The sequence below is a fragment of the Acinetobacter sp. FDAARGOS_515 genome, from assembly GCF_003938865.1.
Classification (GTDB): Bacteria; Pseudomonadota; Gammaproteobacteria; order Pseudomonadales; family Moraxellaceae; genus Acinetobacter; species Acinetobacter ursingii.
In genome coordinates this window covers 2129670-2150350 of the sequence record NZ_RKIX01000003.1, presented here as the reverse complement: position 1 = coordinate 2150350, position 20681 = coordinate 2129670, and the positions used below count along the sequence as shown (strand labels likewise).

The window sequence follows — 20681 nt, the reverse complement described above, 5'->3', positions numbered from 1 at the left end:
TCGAATTCCTTAAACTTGTTCTACGTGGCTGGCTTGGGCAACAGGACGATTGGTCACTTTTGCTTCAAACTCGCTACGGAAATATTTGAGTGCGCCCATAAGCGGCTCCATCGCACCCGGTGCGTGGGCACAGAAGGTCTTACCGATCCACAACTTTTTGGTGAGTTCAGACAAATGCTCGATGTCTTCCATCTTGCCTTCACCATTTTCAAGTGCTTTCAGTGCTTTGACCGCCCAAGGTAAACCATCACGACATGGTGTACACCAGCCACATGATTCACGCGCAAAGAACTCTTCAAGGTTACGTACCGCAGAAACCATACATTGGGTTTCATCCACCACCATCAACAAGCACGTACCCAAACGCGAACCTGCTTTCATGATGCTTTCAGAATCCATCGGAAGATCAATATGTTCAGCTGCTAAAAAGTCAGTGGATGCACCACCCGGTAACCATGCTTTAAGTTTAAGTCCATCACGCATACCACCCGCGTAGTCTTCAATCACTTCACGCGCAGTCGTACCAAATGGTAACTCCCAAAGTCCCGGGAATTTAACTTTACCTGAGGCACCATAAATTTTAGTACCTGGATCTTTAGATTTACCCGCAGACAAACCGATATACCACTCAGGGCCACGTAACATGATCGCGGGTAAGTTGTTATAAGTTTCGACGTTATTGACGATAGTTGGACGACCCCATGCCCCAGCAACTTGAGGGAATGGCGGTTTAGTCCGTGGATTAGCACGACGACCTTCCAGCGAGTTAATCAATGCGGTTTCTTCACCACAGATATAACGCCCCGCACCTGTGTGTACAAACAGCTCAAAATTCCAGCCTGTATCCAGAATATTGTCACCCAAATAACCTTTGGCACGAACTTGTTCCAAAGCTTCATTTAAGTATTGAGCCGCTTCAATATATTCACCGCGAATGAAGATATAACCCTGCGTTGCCTCTAGGGTATACGCAGCGATCAACATGCCTTCAATCAATTGATGCGGAAGACGCTCCATCAACAAACGGTCTTTGAATGTGCCCGGTTCCATTTCATCGGCATTACAGATGAGATAGCGTGGGCCACCATCATTCGGTGCCATCAACGACCATTTAATTCCTGCTGGGAAACCTGCCCCACCACGACCTTTGACCGTTGCCGCTTTAATGACTTCTAAAACTTCTGCGGGTTTCAACTCAATGGCTTTTTTGAAGCCTGCGTAACCCTCTAAAGCTTCATAATCATCAGCATTACGGACATGTTCCTGTTTACTCAAACGCCAAGTGAGCGGATGAGTTTCTGGATTACCTTCGCCATAAATCGGTTTTGGTTCAGTATTCATACATACTTCTCCAATAACTGTTTGACCGAAGATACATCTACCAAACCATGGGTATCTTCATCAATCATAAGTGTTGGGCCTTTATCACAATTACCTAAACAGCAGATTGGTAATAAGGTAAAACGGCCATCTTGCGTGGTTTGACCATATTGAATACCCAGCTCACGTTGGAACGCTTCAGCCAAAGTTTCAGCACCCATCAAGAAGCAGGCAATCGAGTCACACAATAAAATTACGTGACGACCCACAGGTTGGCGATAAATACGGTTATAAAATGTCGCCACACCTTCCAAATCTGCAACGCTAATCGTTAATAACTGCGCGATTGCATTCATCTGTGCATCATCTACCCAACCATTACGGCGTTGTACGCACTTCAGTGCATCCAATGATGCAGCACGTGGATACGGATAGTGATCAATGTGATGCTCAATTTCATGGATTTCATCCGCAGTCAAAATCCCTTCAACATTCACACGTGGCTTTTTATCAGTCAAAATCATCATAATGCGTACCCCTTAGCGATCCACGTCGGCCATAACCACATCAATGGTTGCCAGATAAATGATCAAGTCTGAAACCAGACTGCCGTTAATCACCGATGGAATTTGCTGTAGATGGGTAAAGGTCGGTGTACGAATACGAGTACGATAACTCATGGTTGATTTATCAGACGTCAAATAATAGTTAGACGCGCCTTTCACCACTTCCGCCATCACAGATGCTTCACCCGCTGGCATGACAGGTCCCCATGACACACTTAAGAAGTGCGTAATCAGGGTTTCAATATCTTGCAGGGTTTTATCTTTCGGTGGTGGAACTGCCAGAGGATGATCTGCTTTATACGGACCAGATGGCATATTATCCAGACATTGTTTCACGATTTTGAGCGATTCTTCGATTTCGCGATAATGCACCATGACACGAGCATAGGCGTCGCCTTCGTATTCAAGCGGCACTTCAAAATCGTAATTTTCATAACCACTGTATGGACGATATTTACGCACATCAAAGTCAATACCTGTGGCGCGTAAACCAGTGCCTGTTATCCCCCAAGCCAATGCAGATTTTGCATCATATTGAGCAACATTACGGGTACGACCTTCAAATACTGAGTTTTTAAGCGCTGCGGTATGATATTCCTTCAAACGTTTTGGCATCCATTCGAGAATATCGCGAATCAGTTTTTGCCAGTTGTTTGGAAGATCATGCGCTGTTCCACCAATACGGAACCACGCAGGATGCATACGAAAACCTGTGATCGCTTCAATCGCATCATAGATTTTTTGACGGTCGGCAAACATATAGAAGACAGGGGTCATACCACCCGCATCCTGAATCGCCGTACCGATATACAACAAGTGGTTATTGATACGGAATAATTCCGACATCATGACACGGATACATTGCGCACGTTCAGGCACTTTAATACCCGCAAGCTGCTCAACGCCCATGACATAAGGCATGTTTTGCGCACAACCACCCAAGTAGTCGACACGGTCGGTATAAGGAATGAACGAGTGCCAAGTTTGACGCTCAGCCATCTTTTCCACACCACGATGGTGATAACCGATATCAGGCACACAGTCTTTGACTTCTTCACCATCTAACTGTAACACCACACGGAACGCACCATGTGCAGATGGATGGTTAGGACCCAAGTTCAGGAACATGAAATCCTCATCGGCATTTCCACGTTTTAGTCCCCAATCTTCTGGGACAAAACGCAAATGTTCCTGTTCAAAATCCTGCTTGGCTTTGTTCTGCATATACGGGGTATATTCGGTCGCACGTGCAGAATATTCTTTACGCAGTGGATGCCCTTCCCAATAAGTTGGCAACAAAATTCGACGCAGCATCGGATGCCCTTCGAAATTGATCCCGAACATATCGTAAGCTTCACGTTCGTACCAGTTGGCATTTGGCCAAATATTGGTGGCTGTTGGAATGTTAATATCATTCTCATTCAGCGCTACTTTGATACGAATATCACTATTACGTTCTAATGATAATAAGTGATAGAACACCGTGAAATCAGATGCAGGCAAACCATCACGGTGGGTACGTAAACGCTCATCCACCGCAGATAAATCAAACAACATCACATAAGGACGTTCTACTTTACGCAAAAACATCAGTACATCTTGTACGCGTGCGCGCTCAACCCAGACAGTCGGAAACTCTTCACAAGTCGGTTGCACGTAGAAGTTTTCACCAAACTTGGTTTGGAGTTCCTCTACAATTGCAAATGCTGGGCGTGAATCAACTGGAGTCGATTCTGGCATAGCAATGTCAGTTTCAGCCATTGGCTTGGCTTCCTATTTAATACAAATTCAGTCAATTTTTCTGATGAAACATATCCAATCGATATATCAAAACTTCATCATGAATAATTATTTAATTTCATCCATAGAGCGTAGGTTTTTCACCGCAATACGCTCAGCATTTTTGCGATCGCGTTCTGGCATCATCTTTGGCTTATACACTGGCTTAAGATCATCACCGATTACGGCAGAAAGTGGACGGCGCTCTAATTGAATTTGGTCTTGGAGTAGCATTAATGCTTGGATTAATGCTTCAGGACGAGGCGGGCAACCTGGGACGTACACGTCAACAGGAATAATTTTATCGACGCCCTGTACAACCGAATAAATGTCGTACATACCGCCTGAATTTGCACAAGCCCCCATGGAAATGACCCATTTTGGCTCAAGCATTTGCTCATAAAGACGTTGAATAACGGGCGCCATTTTGACAAAACAGGTTCCAGCAACAATCATCAAGTCAGCTTGACGCGGTGAAGCACGAATAACCTCGGCACCAAAACGTGATAAATCATGCACACCTGTTAAGGTGGTTGCATACTCAACGTAACAGCATGAAGTCCCAAAGTTAAATGGCCAGACTGAGTTTTTACGTCCCCAGTTGACCACATTATGCATCACATCTTCCAGACGGGTCATGAAGACATTTTTATTGACTTCTTCTTCAAGCGGATCAGTGACAATTTGGCGTTCTTGCAAAGGATATTGATCAGCACTCGGATTCGCACGGGTTAATGTATATTTCATCCCGAGTTACTCCTGTTCAGATGAGGTTTGAGTCGCTGAAATAGACTTCATACGACCTGAGGATTGAGCTGGAATGTGACCTGTAGGGTCCATCACCAACTCCTCAATAGAATTGAAGCGGGTAATATCAGCAATATTCATCTGTGCAGAACCCACTTTGGCCTTAATTCCTGCTGATTTACGACGATCTGCTGGTGCCCAGTTCAATGCACCTACAGCAAATGCATAAACTAAAGCAATCAATAAATCGACAACAAAAATTACAACCGTCGTAAAACCAAGCCAACCCACTTCACGGACAGAGGTTGCCCATGCGTATAAGTAAAGTGCTTCAAGGTCAAAAACAACGAAGAAAATCGCGACCAAATAAAATTTTGCAGACAAGCGGATACGTGCCCCACCTGCGCTCACAACACCTGATTCAAATTGCTCTTGCTTCGCGCGCCCCCACGATTTACCCCCTAGGAGCAAGGGAACGGTAAGCATAAAAACGCACAGAAATGTAACACCGATCACGAAGGCAATAGTTGCCCATTCGTATGGAGTAATGGCACTCATGCGGGGATAACTCCTGGCAGGCCTATTATTTAACAAAGAATGTATGTATTGGCCTTCAAATACACCAAACATAAAATTAATCCCGCCAATTGTACCTGATTTCTAATTTCTGTTGCTAGGTGAAGTACCTTAGTCTTTAGGATGATTTTTTGGACAATTTTAGAAAATATAGGGCTTGAACGCTAAATCCACTGGTATTTATCGGTTTATCAAATCAATTCTCATATTATGATTATTTTTTTCATTTTCTTACATTTTAACCAATATTTCGGACAATTTTGTCCTAAATCATGATTACACCTTTAACCATCACTTATCCTGTATTTTTTTGAATTATTTTGCTATTTTCTCAAGAAATACTCTCAATCTCAAACTTAGCTTAAAATCAGCCTACATTAAACGGTGATTTTGCTGAAAATTAAAGCTCTAAAAGACTATCTCAAGTTCAAAAGAGCATGCTATTTTAAGAAGTAGATCATGCTGAACTCGAGTGGTATTTTTTACTTCAATTCAAATTTGGATTGAAATAAAACTGATTAAACAAGCAGAATTTCTAAATGAGGAAAATATATAAAATTAGATCTATAAATCTTTGCAATTCAGTTACATGCTTTAATTAACTTTATACACATCAACCTTGAGCCAATGTGTATGCTAAAAACAAAGAATAAGGAGTAAAATCAATGAGTCTGCACTATACACATAAGCCAAACTATTTTCTTTATGCTCAATTGCTCATTCGACATATTCAAGAATATGTGCAAAAGCATCCCGATGCAGACAATGCAATTTTTGATTTACGTGATATTTATGATCTGTTTCGTCAGGATCTCGCATCAACTACAACCAATCTAGAAGGTATTCTTAACATTACGGATGAATATCGTATTGAAACCATCAATGGTGATCAAAAAATTATTAGTGGTTATAAAATCGATGCAGAAAATAACTTTCTCTTAATCGATTTTGATCAAGATGCTTTAACCAGTTTACGCGCAGGCAAAGCCCTGATTGCACCAGATGCGACCTTACAAGAATAAACTGATTCAAATCAGACAAAAAGAAAGCACTCTAATGAGTGCTTTCTTTTTGTTTTGACAGATTTTTTTGTTTAAGCTTTTGATTAAAGCGTTTTGCTGGCCAAAGCATAATAAAACGCGCACCACCCAAATCAGGACTTTCATCCACACTAATGGTTCCACCAAACCAGTACGCAATCCGACTCACAATAGATAACCCTAAACCATAGCCACCTGAAGCCCGTGTACGACTATCATCCAGACGGGCAAAAGCTTCAAAGATACGTTTCCGATCTTCTTCAGGAATACCAGAACCATCATCCTCTACACAGACAAAAGCATTTCCATCTGCGCGGATACCACCACTCAAGCGAACTTTATGATCACAATGACGTACTGCATTACCCACCAGATTTTGTACAACACGATGCAAATAACGACGTTCTGCATCTGCTATCACATAATTCGGCGGCGGTATCAGCTCAATTTCTTTTTGAGTTTTTAGCGCTTCAGTTTCAACCGCAACCTGATCCAACACATCAATCAGAGCAATTTCCTCAAAATCTAGCGAAGGTGTCCCCTGCTCTAGCTTGGCATAAGTCATGATTTCATCAATCAAGGTATTTAAAGCCTCAATATCTTTATCAATCATTTCCATTTGCTGAATCCGATAATTGTAATCATCTTCTTCAGCCAGCATTTCCATTCCGAAACGGACGCGTGCCACAGGCGTTCGCAGCTCATGCGAAACTGCGCGCATCAATTCGCGCTGCGCTTCAATCAAACGCTGGATATGATCTGACATATTGTTATAGCTCGATGCCAGATTGGCCATCTCATCACTACCATCAATAGGCACCCGCAAAGATAAATCGCCAGACTTCATGCGATTTAGAGCAAATCGTACCTGTCTGATTTTTCTCTCTAGCGGCAAGATCAGTCCATAAACCCCTAAACTCAACAAAAATAAGCTAAATAAGGTAATTCCTGCCGATAACTGAAATGGCATCCAGTTAAACATAGGCACTGGACCTAAAACCAAAACCTCAGTCGGATTATTCGGCATTGGAGAAACAATAGAGATTGTGGTTCCACGTACCGTAGCGCTGTCTTTATACAACATCACACTTTGATCCTGACGCAAGCGACCAATTTGCTCAGAATCCAGCTGGATATCTTTAACATCCTGAATGGTGATTGGATAAGAAAAATGCTTTTGAATACGATTAATGTATTCTTTTTCCTGACCTGGATAATAAATCAAGTAGTCCAAAATAAAGATGGGAAGCGCTTTCATTTGGCGCTCACCAATTTTATCTACTTTGACATAAAGGAAATGTTGACTATCTTCGGGCAAACCAATAATGACGTAAGCAATGCTGTTTTCAGCATCATAACGAACAACTGATTTTTGTTCTTCAATACGTTTCTTTTCTGTTCTGGAAAGCTCAATTTTATTTGACGCCACATAATAAATCGGCAGTTCAAGTAAATCAGAGGCATCTGAAATCCAGTCCAGTTTTTGTTGTTCTCCCGGCTGTCGAGCAACACCTTCACTGATGACAAAAGAAATACCATCCGTCAGGGATTCACGATATTCCTGAGCACGTTGGTAATTGATGATCTGAACCAGCAAGTAGCCAAATAAAGCCACCAACATAACCAAGACCACCAAACCCGCATAAATGCGTAAGAAGATACTGTGTTTAAACACTCGATCAACCTTATTGGGAGATTTTTACTAACAATGGATGTTTCACATACCATTGGTTTCTTTTACAAATAAATAGCCTTTGCTACGCACAGTTTTGATACGTTTCGGGTTCTCTGGATCATCGCCAATTTTTGGACGAATGCGTGAAATACGCACATCAATCGAACGATCCTGTCCATCGTATTCAATCCCACGCAGACGCTCAAAAATATCTTCACGAGACAAGATGCGACCTGCATTTGAAGCCAATAGCCAGAGTAAGTCATATTCCGCACTAGTGAAATCGACTAGATCACCATTCAAGGTCACTGAGCGTCCACCATTATCGATGACCAAATCATCAAATTCGATGCGTTGTGCTACTTCATCTTCAACCGTTTTATCAGTACGACGTAACAAAGCACGAATGCGCGCCAATAATACACGAGGCTGTACAGGTTTAGCCACATAATCATCTGCGCCCATTTCCAGACCCAAGACCTGATCCATATCTTCAGTACGCGCAGTTAACATCAAGATCGGCGAATGGTAGTGAGGACGCACTTCTCGACAAACGGTTAAACCATCTGCACCTGGTAACATCACATCGAGTACGACAAGATCAGGCTGTTCACTGATAATACGACGGATTGCACGATTACCATCTGTTTCAACCCCAACCTCTAGCCCATTACGAATCAGATATTCCTGCGTTAGACGTGCAAGACGCTCATCATCTTCAACAATCAGAATCTTAGGTAACTTTTCTTCCTGGCTCATACAATGCCCCTATTTATATATTTAAGTGTATCTGTTTAAAATCCGACAGATAGACATGCTTCATAGAAAGCAATATACACACGTTTACATTGTAAACAAGTCCTTGTTCACCAAACTGATACACGCCAGTTGTATTTTGTTGCAATTTTATTAGCTGTTGAATTTTCAGTGATTTTATTATTTTGGTTTAAAAATTACCACTTATCTTAATTCGCTAAATAGTACGTATAAATATTAAACAAATTATTTCTATAGCCGCTTTTTAAGCCTGTAAATGTCTGTTTTTTGAGTTATCCACATAGTTATCTATACGTAATTTTTTAGGACTTTGCTAAGCTATGCATCGCAGAATCAGACAGATAATGAATGAATAAAAAATTAATAAAATGTCAAGATTGATATCACATTAAAATTCCCGTATCTTGTGTTTAAAACAAACACTAACCACTAAGTCTTGTGTTTATTCCTCAAATATCGAGCCACCTTTTTGCCCGATTGAAACGGTCCAATGAACATAACTATAGATGACAATGGAGCTATGCTGACATGAGCGTAATCACTTCAACTCCTGGCCAACTTCAGGTGATTAAACGCACTGGGGAAGTTGCTGTATTTGATGCAGAGAAAATTTCCGTTGCGATTGGTAAAGCATTTCTGGCGGTCGAAGGACAACAAGGTGCAGATTCAAGCCGTATTCACGACCGTATTACTCAACTTACAGAAATGGTCATGAATACTTTTAATCGTCGCTTACCTTCTGGCGGCACGATTCACATCGAAGAGATTCAGGATCAGGTTGAACTGGCCTTGATGCGTACAGGCGAACAAAAAGTTGCGCGTGCCTATGTCATCTATCGTGAACAACGCGCTAACGCTCGTCAACAGGCCGGTGCAAATCATCACCCGACTTTACAGATTACGGATGCCAATGGTCAGCTCCAACCATTAGATCTCGATGCGCTATCAGCAGAAGTTGAGAAAGCGGCTGAAGGTCTGGAAGGGATTGATGTTCAAGCGATTGTTGATGAAACAGTTAAAAACTTATATAACGGCGTGAAAGCGAGCGATATTGCCACGACAATGATGATGGCAACACGTACCCGCATTGAACATGAGCCAAATTATACCTATGTCACTGCGCGTTTATTGCGTAATGAACTGGTTGCCAAAGGTCTTGAATTTTTAGGTTTACCTGAAGATACGCTTGAAAGTGATGCGCTTGAAATCTTCCTGAAAAAAGGGGTTGAACTTGAGTTACTCGATCCAGAATTATTAAACTTTGATCTTGCCAAACTTGCAGCAGCAATCAAACCAGAGCGATCAAATCAGTTTACTTATTTAGGTTTACAAACACTATACGACCGTTACTTTATTCACTCAGATGGCATACGCTACGAACTTCCACAATTGTTCTTTATGCGTGTTTCCATGGGGCTGTCCATTAATGAAGCCAATCGTGAAGAACGTGCCATCGAGTTTTATGACTTATTGTCTAGCTTCGACTACATGGCATCTACGCCGACCCTATTTAACTCAGGCACATTGCGTCCGCAGTTATCTAGCTGTTATTTAACCACTATTGGTGATGACCTCTACAACATTTATGGAGCCATGCGTGACAATGCAATGCTATCAAAATGGGCAGGCGGTTTAGGTAACGACTGGACACCTGTACGTGCCCTGAACTCTTACATCAAAGGCACCAATGGTAAATCTCAAGGTGTTGTTCCTTTCCTGAAAGTCGCCAATGATACTGCGGTTGCCGTAAATCAGGGTGGTAAGCGTAAAGGTGCGGTGTGTGCGTATCTTGAAACATGGCATCTAGATATCGAAGAGTTTTTGGAATTACGTAAAAACACAGGTGATGATCGCCGTCGTACCCATGACATGAACACCGCTAACTGGGTGCCTGACCTCTTTATGCAACGTGTGTTTGAAGATGGTGAATGGACATTATTTACCCCGTCCGAAGTTCCAGATTTGCATGATCTAACAGGTCAAGCTTTTGCTGAACGCTATGCGCATTATGAAGCGATTGCTAAAGAGCAAAACTTCCTTTACAAGAAAGTTCGTGCTCAGGACTTATGGCGTAAAATGCTGTCGATGCTGTTTGAAACAGGTCATCCGTGGATTACATTTAAAGACGTATGTAACTTGCGTTCACCACAGCAACATGTGGGTGTGGTTCACTCATCAAACCTATGTACTGAAATTACCCTAAATACTAATCAGGATGAAATTGCAGTCTGTAACTTAGGTTCGATCAACCTTGTACAACACGTACAAGGCGGCGCTTTAGACCGTGAAAAATTGGCACGTACCATCAAAACAGCCGTGCGTATGCTCGATAACGTCATCGACATTAACTACTATGCTGTACCACAAGCCAAAAATTCGAACCTGAAACATCGTCCTGTTGGTATGGGTATCATGGGCTTCCAAGATGCTTTATACGAAATGAATCTGGCGTATGGCTCTGATGAAGCAGTTAATTTTGCTGATGAGTCGATGGAAGTCATTAGTTACTACGCCATTCAAACTTCAAGTGATCTTGCGCTTGAACGTGGTGTTTACTCGACCTTTAAAGGTTCACTCTGGGATCAAGGTATTTTACCAATCGACTCTTTAGACCTTGTTGGTAGAACACGCCCTGAACGTATGTTTGAAGTGGATCGTACTCAACGTTTGGACTGGGATACTTTACGTACCAAAGTGCAAAAAGATGGTATGCGCAACTCAAATGTCATGGCGATTGCACCAACTGCTACGATTTCTAACATTTGTGGCGTGTCTCAATCGATTGAGCCGACATTCCAAAACCTGTATGTGAAATCTAACCTTTCTGGTGAATTCACCGTGATCAACCCTTACCTTGTTCGCGCATTGAAAGATCGTGGTCTTTGGGATAGCGTGATGGTCAATGATCTGAAACATTTTGAAGGTTCAGTACAAAAGATTTCACGTATTCCAGAAGAACTGAAAGCGATCTTTGCCACTGCATTTGAAGTTGAGCCACGCTGGATTGTGGATGCTGCCTCACGTCGTCAAAAATGGATCGATCAGGCACAGTCGCTGAATCTGTATATTGCAGGTGCCAACGGTAAGAAACTGGATATCACTTATAAAATGGCATGGTTACGTGGTCTAAAAACTACGTATTACCTCCGAGCTTTAGGTGCAACCTCGGCTGAGAAATCCACCATCAATACTGGCGCATTAAACGCAGTTAAAGCAACTACGGTTGCAGCCCCTGTTGCAGCAATTGCTCAGGAAGTAAAGCCTGAAGTGACAGCAGAAGATGGTTTCACGACGGCAGCACCAGTACCAATGGCTTGTTCAATCGACAATCCAGACTGTGAAGCTTGTCAGTAATGACGAATACGCAAGGAAATATCAGAACAATATTTCCTTGCACAATAAAAGGTAAAGATCATGTTACATCTCAGTCATAACTACACATTAGGTCTAGCTGTACTGATTTTTGCCTTTTTATTCTTTTACGCGCCTATGGTTTACGCTTTTTTTAAGATTCGTAATCAACAGCGTAATCAAAATAAGTAGTGGGGATATAGGTTCTATTGAATAATTTTAGAACATCTATCGACAAAACTTAATTTTGCTTACACATAATAAGCGTATAGTAATGGCATCTTCGTAGAAAGGTGTCAATAAAGATATTAACAACGAAGAGAGAATTTGATTATGTCTATCCTGAGTTGGGACGATTTCGAAGATGATTCGCAAAAACCGGCTGCACCTGAACACAAGTCTGCGCCCGTCGAACCGCAAAAAGCGCCAACTGCGCCGCTGGTATCTGATGCAGAGCCATCATCGCCGCGTGTGGCAAATGTACAACCCGCTGGAACCGCTACCAGCCGATCAACAGATTCAACCGATTCGGTGGCTCGAGCATCTGAATCCTTAAAAAATCTGGATATTACAGTGGGTCTGGAAGAGCTTGAAACGGGTGCAAATCGCGTACAAGTTGATGATAAAGCCATGATCAACTGTCGTGCGGACTTAAACCAGTTAGTGCCATTTAAATATGAATGGGCTTGGCAAAAATATCTGGATGGGTGTGCCAACCACTGGATGCCGCAAGAAGTCAACATGAACCATGATATTGCATTATGGAAGTCTGAAAATGGTTTGACTGAAGATGAACGTATTATTATTAAACGTAATCTTGGCTTTTTCTCGACTGCGGATTCTTTAGTTGCCAATAATTTGGTTCTGGCGATTTATCGTTTAATTACCAATCCTGAATGTCGTCAGTACATTTTACGTCAGGCGTTTGAAGAAGCGATTCATACGCATGCCTATCAATATTGTATTGAATCTTTGGGTATGGATGAAGGCGAAATCTTCAACATGTATCATGAGATTCCAAGTGTGGCGCGTAAAGCAGCTTGGGGCTTGAAATATACGCAATCTTTGAGTGATCCAAAATTTGAAACAGGCACACCTGAAACTGATCAGCAATTATTACGTAATCTGATTGCATTTTATTGTGTACTTGAGGGAATTTTCTTCTACTGCGGCTTTAGTCAAATTTTGAGTATGGGTCGTCGTAATAAAATGAACGGTGTTTCTGAACAGTTCCAGTACATTTTGCGTGATGAATCCATGCATGTGAACTTTGGTATCGATATGATTAACCAAATCAAGATCGAGAATCCGCATTTGTGGACAGCCGAGTTCCAACAAGAAGTCATTCAAATGATTCTTGAAGGTACCTTGCTTGAAATCGAATATGCGCGTGACACAATGCCACGTGGCGTACTAGGCATGAATGCAGCGATGATGGAAGAATACTTAAAATTCATCTGTAACCGTCGTTTGGCTCAGCTTGGCTTACCTGAACAGTATCCAGGTGTGAACAATCCATTCCAATGGATGTCTGAGATGATGGATTTGCGTAAAGAGAAGAATTTCTTCGAGACTCGTGTGACAGATTATCAGACCGGTGGGGCGTTGAGCTGGTAAGTTAAAATCTCGTCGCTGAATGACAGTTGATGTGAGATTTTTGACACATATTTCGAGATTGTTACAGATTCCATCAACTACATTAATTCAAAAAAATAGAGCCTAATGGCTCTATTTTTTTCTTACTTGATGGGAGGTAATAGCTTTCTGGATTGTATTATTTCAAATCCTTCAGGTAATGGTTTAAATTTATCACTATCTTGAGTCCACCTCTTTGCATGGCTCTGAAAAGCTCTTAATTCTTTAATATCTAGAGTAGCAGCTACTACAAAGTCATTTTCGCCGCCTCTAACTCTTGCTAAGTCGCGATTATATGATTTTTTAGCTGGAACCCGAATTCGACTATCCCCATATATTCTATTATTTACCAAAATCGTATATGCATGAACGTCTAAAGCAGCAGATTCAATTAATGTAGAGAAAGTTTCTAAATCTTGATTCCAGCTAAGAATTGAGAGTGCATCTACTTTTCCTTGAAAACTTATTCTTGATTTACTATTTTGCAATTCAGAGCACACCATTACTCCAAAATAAAAATTATTGTGAATATAAATTGGCTTTCTAAGTGATCTTAAAATACCATCTTTACATCTACGTCTTGTTAGATCAAAATCCCACTCTTTACCATATATACTTATTAAATCTTTATCTTCAGCTACAGCAGGTTCTAACTTTGGCTGCCAAATTTTAGAAAATGTTGAATACCCTAAACGATTATCAGCTAATATTAATACTGCTTCACTGATAAGTTTATTAGTACCAGTGTGACGGTATTCTGTTCCTGCTATAATACTAATCCCTAGAGAGCAGAGCCTTGATGCAATACTATCAACCCAATCTAATGGTATAGATAGTTCAGGAAAGATTACATAATCCGGTTTAGGTTTTAATTTTAAAATATCATTAACCAAATTAGATATTCTTTGATATCTATCCAAACTTAAATTAGGTTTATTTGCTGCTGAACTAGCCCAATCTTTTTCTGTAGTCTTTAAATTTGTTAAGGCAATAATAACGTTGTCTCTATTATTTGTGCCTATCTTTAAGAATCTACGTGGTTTTTTTGACTCAGGATTTCTTCTTATGCTGTCAATTTGCTTATCATTTTCTATTGCTAGTAAGCTTGGTTTAATCCACACGCCTCGCATAGCTTGTGTATAATTAGCCCAAATTAATGCAGGTCTAGTTGGACAAACTTTTCCTTCATTAGTTAAAAGACCTACACATTCTGGTGCTAATTCGGATATTTCTAAAGGGGTGTAAGGTCTTGTTGGAAACAAATATGGCATGTAATTTTCATAAGAGTATTTGCTCTGCTCAACATACTTTAGTCGTTTTTTATATGATGACTTAAGGAAATTTTTTAGTGAATCAAAACTAATTAAATCGATTTTTTCAAACTTCATTTTAATTAATTTATTTTTCTCACCCAAAGAGCTTTCAAATAATTGCTTAGACTCTTTGAAATTCAAAATTTCTTTATATGGAATTTTAGCTAAATCAGCCTTAGCGACCAATGGAGCATTATTATAAAAATCAATAATGTCTGAATCAAAAATTAATAAGTCATTAATAGAATGTATGCTATCTATCAATTTTTTAAAAAATAATTTTTCAATTGCCTTTTGTTTAGTTTCCTTCTCTTTAAATAATTGTTTAGGATCAAAATATTTTGTAGCTGCATCTATAAATAATATTGTTAGCGAACCCGAAACATATTTCCATACTTCTTCTCGAAGCTGACATTCTGTACCATTAATTTCACCCAATGGTTCAAAAATTCGATTTTTTATAATATCTAGTGCTTGATAGGATTTAAGCACTATTAACAGTGCTTGCTGCCATTCATTCAGACTAATAGCAAAGCCAAGAAGACGAGGTAAATAATTGAAATGATCAAAAATAACATCTGCTCTTAAGATATGATTATGAGCAAATTGATAAAACTCGTCTCTCTGCTCTTTCCATACCTTTGGTGGTAAATCTCTAGCAAGAGTTTCCACATGTCTTAACTGTAAAGACCAACTTAATCTTCTTAGAGTTAGACCATCTGCACGACGTAATGTATCTGCATTTTCACCAACACTTCCAGCAGCTGATAAAACCTTTGCAGCTGTTGATTTATCAAGTTGATCAGGAGAAGGCATTAAACGATGTTCACTTGAAAGCTCATAAATATCTTTTTCAATACTATCAAGTAAATCTAAACCCATTTGCCCCTGCAAAATAAATAACTTTTGCTTATTAGATTGCAAACAAATTTGGGTTTTATTATTTTTAAAATATGGTTGATTAATAGACCAATTGGTAGGTTCATCTGCATCTTGTACTAAGACCTTTTCCCCTATACGCTCCCTTAAAAACTTCATCAGTTTATCACTATTTGTAATATCCCCCGCATCTCTTAAGACTAAGAACATATCATCCACATAGCGACCATAATGTATTGGAGTTAATTTTTCATTAATCAATTTATCCCACTTATGAAGTATCATATTAGAAATGATTCTACTCGCAGTTAATCCTATAGCTAATCCACCTGTTATACTTTCAGACTGATCTGAAATTTTTTTAGAAAAATTAGCAGCTTCTACTGCCCATTTTTCTAAAAAATCAGCTAATTGTTGAGTAAATAAAAGTTCATTCTTATCAAGCTCAAAATCAAAGGAGTCAAGAAATTTTTTAGATGAAATAATTTTCGGATCAATATAATGATAATAGCTTTTCAAATCCAAAGAGACAGCTATCACACTTTTATCTTTTTCCAATTCACATCTAATAGCATTTAATCCGTCATTACGCCATTTTTGATAAGGTTGAAAATAAGGCAAAAAAGAACCTATAGCACTAATATGAAAAGGTTTATATGTACCAAGAGGAGAATCATTATCAATGCGTTTAAGCCTCGCACCATAGCAGGATTCTGATAATTTTTCATCAAACTTCTCTCCAATCATATTAATCCATAAAGCAGAAATAATATGAGTTTCTACAGGAAAATCCCCGATTATTCGAAAAGAAGGTTCTAATTTATTTTCAGAAAATAAATTATCTAATATTTTTTCAGGATTAGAAAAGTGTACATGAGCTATAGAAGAATTATTTTTCTTTTCAATTTTTAATTTTTTCGGAACGACTCGATAATCACCTAACAACTTTTTATTTACCTTAAATCCTTTCTTTCTCTTGAGTTGTGCAAGTAGATCATTTAAATTTTCGAGCAAGTTTTGTTCGTATTTAGCAAATTTTACAGCTGTTGGAAATGTATTCTCAAAAAAACAATCTGCTTTAGCTTTTCTATAAGCGACTAATAAATCCTCCAGTTGAAGATTTTCCCATCCTGTAAAAACAGCCTGATACGACATAAATTCCCCTTTCAATTATTTTATTGGTGTTATGAAATGTAACATCATCCACTTGTAACCATTTAATACTTCAGCTTTACTAAATCGATTCTTTTCTTCCGACCAAGCATAAAAATCTTTCAAAAGCTGTTCTTCAGTAACAGATCGTTTTTTCTCTAACAAACGTAACCAACAAGCAAAAAGTGTTGCAACAATTTCTATATGGTCAGACTTACTTGTTCTAAAAAGTCCTATTAAGTCATAAATCTCAGATCCATCCTTAGCAAAGTACCTATTAAATACCGATTTATGATCATTACATCTACTGAGAGGTTTGTACTTTAAGTCCCGCTTAGGATCGTAACTAAACCACTCACGATCTTTAAACTCTTTATCTAAATAACGTGCCATAACTGGATCGTAAGGACCAGCAGCATGTTGTTTAAAATCAGCAGCTAAATCCATATGTTTTAGTTGTTGGCATAAGTAGATCAACTTTTGCAGTTTTAAATGACCAAAAGTTGGTTCTGTATGTAATTGAAACGTGATTTCAGCAGCTAAAGACAAAAGTTTCACATCATCGTCAACACTTTCTTCTGTAAACAAATCAATTTGATCAGTACTTTTTTGCTTCGAATTTTTAACTATCTCAATTGGCTTTTCAAACTGGACAATATTGTCTGTAGTTTCAGATTTACTCTTATCGTTTGAATCATTCAATGCACTACTAACTAAGCTATCAGCCAAATGAAGTTTAGTTTTACGTAATTTACTTTGTAGAACCTGAAAGTGCCCAATAATAGAGAAGAGTTGATTTACTTTTTTAACAATACGTCTTTGCTCATTTAATGGTGGTAAAGGTATAACAATATTCTGTGATTTTGTCACAGAGATATTGTCTTGCCCTGCTGTACCAATCAATTCAATTTGATTCAGAAATGAGCCTTCACATAAATATGTATACAGATATTCTGAAATATCAGGAATTAAAACACCAAAGAAAACTATGGCTTGGTTACAGTTCCATTCTGGATAATCATCAGGAATAATTGCAATTTTACCCAAAGGTGGACCAACAATGTTCATGACAACATCATTAGGATAAAGTCTTGAGCGACTTAGCTTTCCTTTATGAATTTCATCATCAATAAATTGCTCTTTATAAGAAAAATCTATCTTCTGATCTCTAATATTATAGACTTTAAGGAAAGGGATACCCGACTGTGTGAATTTATCTGCGCTAGGTGTAGAACCTGAAGAAATTGGACGACAAAGATCAGCGATTTTTGTGTAAATCCACCCACTAGGCAAATCAAAAGGCTTTTCTTCATCACTTATTTCAGGCAAAGGCTTGGACTTCTTAATCCTCCCTTCTTTTTCTAATCTTGCTTTCTCTTGAGCAATTTGTTCTAGCAACTGGCTTGCTGGTTCATCGCTGGGGTCTTGTTTTACTAGTTTACCCATTACAGCCAACTGCAAAATCGTTTGCTTTAACTGCTCAATACTGTATTCAGTGGTAAATAAAAGATCAAAGTTTTCTGAAATACGTTGCCAATTCTGTTGGAACTCATCAACATTAGATGAGTAAATCAAAACATTTAACAATGTATCAACTAATTGATCATGTGCTTCTGAGCTTAAATTGTGCTGTTGTTCAAGTTGATCACAAAATTGCATAAGCTCATCGACTTTAGCAACAATACGTTGTTGTTCTTCTAATGGTGGGATGAGTATTGGTAAAGGGTAAATTTTAGCTCCTGAAATTACAGGCTGAGCAGTAGCACTTGAATTTTCTTGTAAATCAATTGATTTAAGTAAGAGTTCTAAATATCTAATTATAAAACAGTCTTTGGAAAATTTTGTAAGGAAAGCATTATCTGTTACCCAAGCCTGAGGTTCAGTAATATGAATTGAACCACAATAATAGCCTACACGACCAATAACTAAGGTCGGTTCACAAACATTGTATGAATCATGGTAACCAGCAATACCATTTCCCCCATAAACAGGAATTGAACCTTCTTGATTCATTTGTTTTGAGGTTAAGCCATCTCCTGAATTTATTTTTATAGTTTCCCCTAGAATTGAAACAATCCAATTTTCATGAGGCACGCTAATAGTTTTGTCTTTTACTTTTTTAAAACTATTTCTTGAGATAAATTTTAAATCTAAGGAAGCAAGGTCTACTGAGTTTTCATTAGGTCGATATGTATCTAATTTTCCATTAGTAGCTAAATGGACTATCAAATTTCGTAATTTTGAAATCCCATAAATTGAATATCTAGAACCTGAACTACGTCCACGTCCCGACTTTTTCTCAGTTTCTGCTGTTAACCAAATATCTAAATCCTCAGTAATGAGTTTTTTAACATCTGTCATTTTACTCATCCCGAACTATTGACCTAAAGCTTCATCTAAAATTGCTTTTAATTGCTGACGAATTTTAGCAACCTCAGCCTCAAGGCTCTCATATTTAGCCAAAAGCTCTTTAGGGTCTTTTACATCCTCTTCAACCTGATGCGGATTTTTTATATCAAGATTATAGCTGCGACCAATAATATCTTGAAGTGATACTTTCCATGCCTGTTCATTTGCTACACGACTCGCAAAATTATCACCTTCTTTGCCCCACCATGCTTTTAAAGTGTCGAACTCTTTAAGCTGAAGCGGTTTAGTTTTGTTATACGCTTTTACACCTTGTGGCAAATGATGCTCATAGAACCATACCTCTTCTGTTTTCTTGCCTTTGGTAAAGAACAATATATTGGTACTAATCGATGTATATGGTGCGAATACAGACTTAGGTAAACGAACAATCGTATGTAGATTACAATCTTCCATTAATTTTTCTTTAATCGCAGTTTTAATGCCTTCACCAAACATAAAACCATCTGGTAATACTACTGCTGCACGACCATGCGCTTTTAAAAGCTGAATGATCAACACCATGAATAAATCGGCAGTTTCACGAGTCTGGAATTTTGAAGGAAAATTCTTTTCAATGCCTTGTTCTTCCGTGCCACCAAATGGAGGATTAGTCAGAACTACATCTACACGCTTTTCTTTAACCCAATGATTCAAAGAGTAAGAGAGCGTGTTATCTCTAATAATTTTTACTGGTACATCAATGCCATGCAGAATCATATTGGTTGTACATAGCAAATGTGGCAAAGGCTTCTTTTCAATTCCGTAAATACTATTTTGTAATATCTTCTCATCTTCAGCAGTTTGAACATAATTTTCACGCTTATGTTCAATTGCAGAAGTAAGGAATCCACCTGTACCGCACGCAGGATCAAGCACAGATTCACCTAATTGAGGATCGATCATCTGCGCCATGAAAGTTGTGACTGCACGTGGAGTATAAAACTCACCTGAGTTCTTAGCAGCTTGCAAATCACGTAATAATTGTTCGTAAATATCACCAAAGGCATGACGTTCTTTAGATTTATTAAAATCAAAGCCCTTTTGAATCTGGTTAATGACTTTACGAATCAAACCTCCAGATTTCATATAGTTATATGCATCAGCAAATACATTTTGTACTACACGAGCGCGTGGATCATCATTTTCAACAGCTAAATTTTGTAATGCAGGAAACAATTCATTGTCGATGAAATTTTTAAGCTCATCTCCTGTCATACCTTCATCATTTGCTGCCCAATTACGCCAACGGAATTTCTCAGGGATTGGTGATTTAAAAGTTTTACCTTCAAATAGAGCCAAAGTTGCTAGTTCATTTTCTCGATCATCAACAACTTTAAGGAACAACATCCATACCAACTGCCCTAAGCGTTGGACATCACCGTCTACGCCAACATCTTCACGCATGGTATCCTGAATGGATTTAATTGTTCCTGAAATGCTCATACTACAACTGCATCAATAA

The 20681-nt window shown here is 39.0% G+C and carries 14 protein-coding genes; 4 read left to right on the top strand and 10 right to left on the bottom strand.

Annotation, left to right across the window (positions count from 1 at the left end; genetic code table 11):
• Window positions 1-9 precede the first annotated feature (9 nt).
• The 5 genes from nuoF to ndhC all read right to left on the bottom strand — a co-directional run bounded on the left by nuoF (window position 10) and on the right by ndhC (window position 4970).
• On the bottom strand, window positions 10-1341 hold the full coding sequence (nuoF, locus tag EGS47_RS11960) for an NADH-quinone oxidoreductase subunit NuoF (protein WP_005005223.1): 1332 nt from the start codon (window positions 1339-1341) through the stop codon (window positions 10-12).
• The gene (nuoE, locus tag EGS47_RS11955; RefSeq protein WP_004987397.1) at window positions 1338-1847 is read right to left on the bottom strand and encodes an NADH-quinone oxidoreductase subunit NuoE; all 510 of its coding nucleotides are present in this window, start codon (window positions 1845-1847) and stop codon (window positions 1338-1340) included. Before nuoE ends, nuoF begins: the two co-directional genes overlap by 4 nt.
• Window positions 1848-1859: 12 nt before the next feature.
• Entirely contained in the window at window positions 1860-3647 is a 1788-nt protein-coding gene (gene nuoC, locus EGS47_RS11950) for an NADH-quinone oxidoreductase subunit C/D (protein ID WP_004987402.1), read from the bottom strand.
• 87 nt (window positions 3648-3734) lie between these two features.
• Window positions 3735-4412, bottom strand: coding sequence for a NuoB/complex I 20 kDa subunit family protein (locus EGS47_RS11945; RefSeq protein ID WP_004987404.1), 678 nt, complete (start codon window positions 4410-4412; stop codon window positions 3735-3737).
• A 6-nt stretch (window positions 4413-4418) separates the two neighbouring features.
• The gene (ndhC, locus tag EGS47_RS11940; protein WP_004987406.1) at window positions 4419-4970 is read right to left on the bottom strand and encodes an NADH-quinone oxidoreductase subunit A; all 552 of its coding nucleotides are present in this window, start codon (window positions 4968-4970) and stop codon (window positions 4419-4421) included.
• A 683-nt stretch (window positions 4971-5653) separates the two neighbouring features.
• Between ndhC and EGS47_RS11935 the strand changes: the two genes are divergently transcribed.
• Window positions 5654-6010: a hypothetical protein gene (locus tag EGS47_RS11935; protein WP_004987409.1), complete on the top strand. Its 357-nt coding sequence runs from the start codon at window positions 5654-5656 to the stop codon at window positions 6008-6010.
• 31 nt (window positions 6011-6041) lie between these two features.
• On the opposite strand, the gene bfmS is transcribed toward EGS47_RS11935, so the two are convergent.
• Window positions 6042-7703, bottom strand: coding sequence for a sensor histidine kinase BfmS (gene bfmS, locus EGS47_RS11930; RefSeq protein WP_049176395.1), 1662 nt, complete (start codon window positions 7701-7703; stop codon window positions 6042-6044).
• Between the two features lie 42 nt (window positions 7704-7745).
• A complete protein-coding gene (bfmR, locus tag EGS47_RS11925) occupies window positions 7746-8462 on the bottom strand; it encodes a response regulator transcription factor BfmR (protein WP_005005226.1) in 717 nt (238 codons plus the stop codon).
• Between the two features lie 546 nt (window positions 8463-9008).
• Between bfmR and EGS47_RS11920 the strand changes: the two genes are divergently transcribed.
• The 3 genes from EGS47_RS11920 (at window position 9009) to EGS47_RS11910 (ending at window position 13448) form a co-directional block, all read left to right on the top strand.
• Window positions 9009-11834, top strand: coding sequence for a ribonucleoside-diphosphate reductase subunit alpha (locus tag EGS47_RS11920; protein WP_005005227.1), 2826 nt, complete (start codon window positions 9009-9011; stop codon window positions 11832-11834).
• Window positions 11835-11891: 57 nt separating this feature from the next.
• The gene (locus EGS47_RS11915) at window positions 11892-12023 is read left to right on the top strand and encodes a preprotein translocase subunit YajC (RefSeq protein WP_171063255.1); all 132 of its coding nucleotides are present in this window, start codon (window positions 11892-11894) and stop codon (window positions 12021-12023) included.
• 141 nt (window positions 12024-12164) lie between these two features.
• Complete coding sequence (locus EGS47_RS11910) at window positions 12165-13448, top strand: ribonucleotide-diphosphate reductase subunit beta (protein ID WP_004987419.1); 1284 nt, start codon at window positions 12165-12167, stop codon at window positions 13446-13448.
• Window positions 13449-13570: 122 nt separating this feature from the next.
• Here EGS47_RS11910 and EGS47_RS11905 read toward each other — a convergent pair whose 3' ends face one another.
• The 3 genes from EGS47_RS11905 to EGS47_RS11895 are packed head-to-tail and all read right to left on the bottom strand — an operon-like array spanning window position 13571 to window position 20662.
• Window positions 13571-16813 (bottom strand): RNA-directed DNA polymerase, encoded by a 3243-nt coding sequence (locus EGS47_RS11905; RefSeq protein WP_005005247.1) that lies wholly within the window; start codon window positions 16811-16813, stop codon window positions 13571-13573.
• A gap of 15 nt (window positions 16814-16828) precedes the next feature.
• Complete coding sequence (locus tag EGS47_RS11900; RefSeq protein WP_005005248.1) at window positions 16829-19171, bottom strand: restriction endonuclease subunit S; 2343 nt, start codon at window positions 19169-19171, stop codon at window positions 16829-16831.
• Between the two features lie 15 nt (window positions 19172-19186).
• Complete coding sequence (locus EGS47_RS11895) at window positions 19187-20662, bottom strand: type I restriction-modification system subunit M (protein ID WP_035272208.1); 1476 nt, start codon at window positions 20660-20662, stop codon at window positions 19187-19189.
• Window positions 20663-20681: the final 19 nt, after the last annotated feature.